The sequence below is a fragment of the Chitinophaga sp. genome (genome assembly GCF_035761305.1).
Classification (GTDB): Bacteria; Bacteroidota; Bacteroidia; order Chitinophagales; family Chitinophagaceae; genus Chitinophaga.
On sequence record NZ_DASTRI010000158.1, the window covers coordinates 1 to 5,110 of the forward strand.

General features: G+C 49.5%; 5 protein-coding genes. 1 reads left to right on the plus strand and 4 read right to left on the minus strand.

Going from position 1 to position 5,110, the window contains the following annotated elements; all coding sequences use genetic code 11:
- The 4 genes from VFS25_RS13795 to VFS25_RS13810 form a co-directional block, all read right to left on the minus strand.
- A partial coding sequence (locus VFS25_RS13795) for a hypothetical protein (protein WP_326462739.1) occupies window positions 1-647 on the minus strand: 647 nt, incomplete at its 3' end.
- 33 nt (window positions 648-680) lie between these two features.
- A complete protein-coding gene (gene rpoN / locus VFS25_RS13800; protein ID WP_414647736.1) occupies window positions 681-2,123 on the minus strand; it encodes an RNA polymerase factor sigma-54 in 1,443 nt (480 codons plus the stop codon).
- Window positions 2,124-2,234: 111 nt separating this feature from the next.
- Window positions 2,235-2,843 (minus strand): ribonuclease HII, encoded by a 609-nt coding sequence (locus VFS25_RS13805; RefSeq protein WP_326462741.1) that lies wholly within the window; start codon window positions 2,841-2,843, stop codon window positions 2,235-2,237.
- 55 nt (window positions 2,844-2,898) lie between these two features.
- Window positions 2,899-3,330, minus strand: coding sequence for a hypothetical protein (locus VFS25_RS13810; RefSeq protein ID WP_326462742.1), 432 nt, complete (start codon window positions 3,328-3,330; stop codon window positions 2,899-2,901).
- Between the two features lie 287 nt (window positions 3,331-3,617).
- Between VFS25_RS13810 and VFS25_RS13815 the strand changes: the two genes are divergently transcribed.
- Window positions 3,618-5,110 (plus strand): S46 family peptidase (locus tag VFS25_RS13815; protein ID WP_326462743.1); only part of this gene is annotated, 1,493 nt, incomplete at its 3' end.

The following is a 5,110-nucleotide window of genomic DNA, read 5'->3' on the forward strand; positions in this document are numbered from 1 at the left end:
ATCAGCCCAACATAAATCTCCGCAGGGCTGTGCGCGGCCAGCACCAGCCGGGCTGTGCCTACCAGGCCGGTAAGAAAGAAAACAATCGCCAGCATAATGCCCACATTCAGGTGCATTCCCATCATAAGGGCCAGCAAAAAGCCGATAACGCCGCCCCAGCCCAGGGTATGCATGCTGATCTTAATAAAAATGTTACAGATAAAGGCCGCTATAATGGCCAGGAAAATGCCCAGGAAAAAGGCGGTGAAGAAAGACGGGGCCACCCCCTCCCGTAAAAAGGTATAAAAGGCCCAGAAGTAATAGATCATGGTGGCTACATAAGGTATAATACGGTCGCGCTGCGTGTGCAGGTAAAAAGAGTCTACAAAGCGCAGGGCGCGGGTAAGCAGCACCGTTAACAGGGGGAAAAACAGGCTGATGCTGATTACCCTTATATACAGCTTGTCGTACGGGAAACGCACACTGTATTGTTTGAAAGTAATGAAATACTCCGGCAATATATGTACGATAAAAAAGGTAACAATGGCAGGAATAAATAAGGGATGAAAGATATAGGAGATTACCTGTGCCACCGCCCGTAACGGCGCCGGAAACACCGGCCACTCTGGTTTGCTTTCGCCCACATGCAGGGCAGATTGTTTATCCATTTATAAAGTGGTGTATATAGCGTGCTGTTTTTATTAAAGCTCTTTTCTTAAACGGGCCACCGGTATGTTCAGCTGCTCCCGGTATTTGGCCACGGTACGGCGGGCAATGTTATACCCTTTATCCTGCAGCATTTTAGTCAGGTTCTCATCGCTCAGCGGCTTACGCTTGTTCTCTCCTTCTATAAGGTCGGAAAGTATTTTCTTTACCTCACGGGTAGATACTTCCTCCCCGCTGTCGGTAGAAAGGGACTCGCTGAAAAAGAACTTGAGCTTAAAGGTGCCGAACTCCGTTTGCACATACTTGCTGTTGGCCACCCGGCTTACGGTAGATATATCCAGCTGTGTAATATCTGCAATATCTTTCAGGATCATGGGCTTCATGGTGGTTTCATCACCGGTCAGGAAAAACTCCCGCTGGTAATCCATAATCGACTCCATGGTGGACAGCAGGGTATGCTGCCGCTGCTTAATGGCATCAATAAACCATTTGGCGGCATCTATCTTCTGCTTAATAAACAGCACTGCCTCCTTTTGCCGCCGGTCTTTTTTATCGCCCCGGTCATATTCCTTCAGCATTTCCCGGTACCCTTCCGAAATACGCAGGTCGGGCGCGTTCTTGGAATTGAGCGTAAGCTCCAGCTTACCGTTGTTATTGAATATAAAAAAGTCCGGCACCACATAGCTTTCCGCCTTGTTTACCGTTGCATAGTTGCCGCCGGGCTTGGGCGTAAGGCGTATGATCTGGTTAATGGCCTCTTTCAGGCCTTCGTCCGTAAGGTTCAGGCCTTTTTGTATTTTTTCGTAGTGCTTTTTGGTGAACTCGTCGAAGTAGCTGTCCAGTATCTGGTAGGCGGTTTGCACACCGGGATCGTCTTGCGGCTTGCGCTTCAGCTGCAGCAGCAAACACTCTTTCAGATCGCTGCAGCATACGCCGGGCGGATCAAATTCCTGTATCTTCTTTATCAGCTGTCTTATCTCCTCCTCATCGGTTTGTATGTTCTGGGAAAAAGAGAGGTCATCTACAATAGCGCTTACTTCGCGGCGCAGGTAACCATCATCATCAATGCTGCCTATGATCTGCTCTGCAATGGCCTGCTGGTGGTCATCCAACTCCAGCATGCCCAGCTGGCTCAGTAAGTGCTCATGAAAAGAGGTTTCCACCCGCACCGGTATGGTCTTGTTCTCGTCGGGGTCGGGGTAGTTATCATCCCGCAGGCGATAGTCTGCTATGTCATCATCTCCTTCATTCACATATTCGGAAATATCTATGTTGTCATATTCGTTTTCGCTTCCATCGGGCTCAAACTCGTCCTCCTCCCCTTCTTCGGTGGCGGCAGGTACCGTTTCATCCTGCATTTCCTTGGCGGGATCGTCCTCATGCGCATCTTCCTCCCCGTATTCCAGGGCGGGATTTTCCTCCAGCTCTTCCTTAATACGCTCCTCCAGGTTGGCAGTAGGCACCTGCAGCAATTTCATGAGCTGAATTTGCTGCGGTGAAAGTTTTTGTAATAGCTTTTGCTGTTGTGTCTGCTTTAACATAATCTACTCATCTCCCTAATAGGGTAAAACAATAATATCAATACTCCATCACAGATCCTCTTCCTCTATTTCCAGCTCCTCCGGCAGCAGCCGGAACGATTTACGATGGTAGGGGGTTTCGCCATGCTCCCGGATGGCGTTCCGGTGGTACACGGTTGGATAACCTTTATTCTCGTTCCAGCCAAAATGCGGAAACTCCGTATGCAGCTGCTGCATATATTCGTCCCGGTAGGTTTTGGCCAGTATAGAGGCAGCGGCTATAGAAGCATAAATGCCATCGCCCTGTATAATACAGGCGTGGGGCACCTTGCCATAGGGTACAAAGCGGTTACCATCTACCAAAATAAAACCCGGCTGTTGTGACAACTGTTCCAGCGCCAGGTGCATGGCTCTGAAGGAGGCCTGCAGTATGTTAATCCTGTCTATTTCTACATTGTCCACACTTGCTACTGCATAGCATATTGCTTCTTTTTCTATCACGTAACGCAGCTGGTCGCGCTCCGCCGGTTTCAGCTGCTTGGAGTCGTTCAGCAACGGGTGCCGGAAGCGCAAAGGCAGTATTACCGCGGCCGCAAATACCGGCCCTGCCAGGCATCCGCGCCCTGCTTCATCACAGCCGGCTTCAGGTTGTATATGTTGATGATTAATCAGTAACAAGTGGTTAAAATTGGTACCGGTAAAGTTATAAAACTATTTTATGACGCACATAATTTTACTGGAACAGGTCTTTAAAGTCCTGTTTAAATTTTGTCCACTCTTTATCTGATTTTTTCAGCAACGTATCAATTTTCAGCTGGGTGCTGTCCCAGGTAGCGGCGCTTGCGTTCTTCAGGTCGTGCAGCTTGTTGTTGATATCGTTCCGCAGTCCGTTCAGTTTTTTACGCGCCTGCGCCCCACGGCTGGTGGTGTCACTCTTCAACTGGTTCAGCTTTTCATCTATTTCCTGTTTACGCTCATTCAGGTCGGCCGCGGCCTTTTTCTTCTGCTCGTCGAGATAATCCGCTGCCGCGTTTGCGGTTTCCTTAATATCCTGCTTTATTTTTTCCAGGCCGTCTTTCATTTCCTCCTTCTTTTGCTGCTGGGTGCTGTTTTCCCGGCAGGCAAGCAAGGCGATTGTTAGTAATCCTATCAGTATCTTATTCATCTGTTAATTTTTTATTTCCCAATGATCAGTACCTGTTCCGCTACATTGGGATGGTACTTACCCCCGGTAAGCCGGGATATGATAAAATTTTCATTACCTGCGTGTTATAACGGAAAAAAAACTGCTACAATATTATGCAAACGCCTGGAACCGGCCACCAGACCGGGCAATTTTCCACTTATCAAAAGGCGTTCCATTTTTCCGGGTCCACTGCTACGTATATTGTATTATCAAAAAAAAGGGTAGGTTTGAAGCCTGTTTTAAAAAAATCCGGAAGCAAAATTAGTATGAAGAGAGCCTTTATGATTTTTACCCTGCTGCTGGTTACGCTATTGGCCCGGGCAGATGAGGGTATGTGGCTGCCTTATTTACTGGGGCAGCAGGTGTATGCCGATATGGTGAAGAAAGGACTGAAGCTGAGCAAAGAACAATTGTACAGCATTAACAAAGCTTCCCTGAAAGATGCGATTGTTATTTTCGGCGGGGGCTGTACCGGGGAGCTCGTAAGCAGCCAGGGACTTATATTCACCAACCACCACTGCGGCTACAGCGCCATAGCCAATGCAAGCACCATGGCCCATAACTACCTGAAAAACGGGTTTTATGCCCGCAGCAGGCAGGAAGAGATACCGGCCGAAAAGCTTTCCGTACAGTTCCTGGTAAGGGTAGCCGATGTAACCAAACAGGTAACGGACACCCTGCAATCCCTGGAAGGCGAAGCCCTGCAGCGCGAGCAGCAGCGCGTATTTGACAATATTGTGGAGGCGGCGGTGCGTGGCACTGGTTATGAAGCCCGCGTAGTACCTATGTTCAAAGGCAACCAGTACCTGCTGTTTGTGTACCAGCGTTATAAAGATATACGCCTGGTGGCCGCCCCGCCGGAAAGCGTGGGTAAATTTGGCGGCGATACCGATAATTGGGAATGGCCCCGCCATACCGGCGACTTTTCCGTTTTCCGCGTGTATGCCGACAAAAACGGGCAGCCTGCCACCTATGCGGCAGACAATATACCCCTGAAGCCTAAATATTTTTTACCCGTGTCTGTTAAAGGCGTAAAGGAAAACGATTACGCCATGATATTCGGCTACCCCGGCGGCACCAACCGTTATGAAACCTCCTACGGCGTGCAGCTGAAAACAACCGTGGAAAACCCGGCCATTGTAAGCCTGCGCGACCTTCGCCTTAAATATATGTTTGAGCAGATGAAAAAAGACCCGGCCACGCGGCTAAAGCTGGCCGCTTCCTACGCCGGCATTGCCAACTACTGGAAGTTTTACGACGGGGAAACCAAACAGCTGCTGAAATACCATGTGCAGGAAGACAAAGCCGCGCAGGAAGCCGCCTTTATGGAATGGGCGCATGGTAAGCCTGCCTATGAGCACCTGTTTACAGATTATGCCGCGGCCTATAAAGAATGGGCGCCCTATACCAAACACCGTATTTACATCCGCGAAGGCATCTTAGGCTCGCCTTTAACGGCCTTCGCCGCCAGCCTGCAGGCGCTGGAAAAATCGCTGATGCAGCCCGGCATATCGCCCGATGTACTGGCAAAAAGCCTGCAGGCTGCTGATAAGGCCCGCAGCGATTTCCTGGAAAACGAGGACAAACGCAGCGATCAGCAGATTATGGCGGCAGTTTGCCATAAATTTTATACAGATATACCCACGGCACAACATCCTGTTGGTTTTTACGATGCCGTAAAAGCCAAGTTCGGCAACCTGGATGATGACAATACCTACCGCTTATGGGCAGCTGCCATTGTGAACAGCACGCTGCTGCT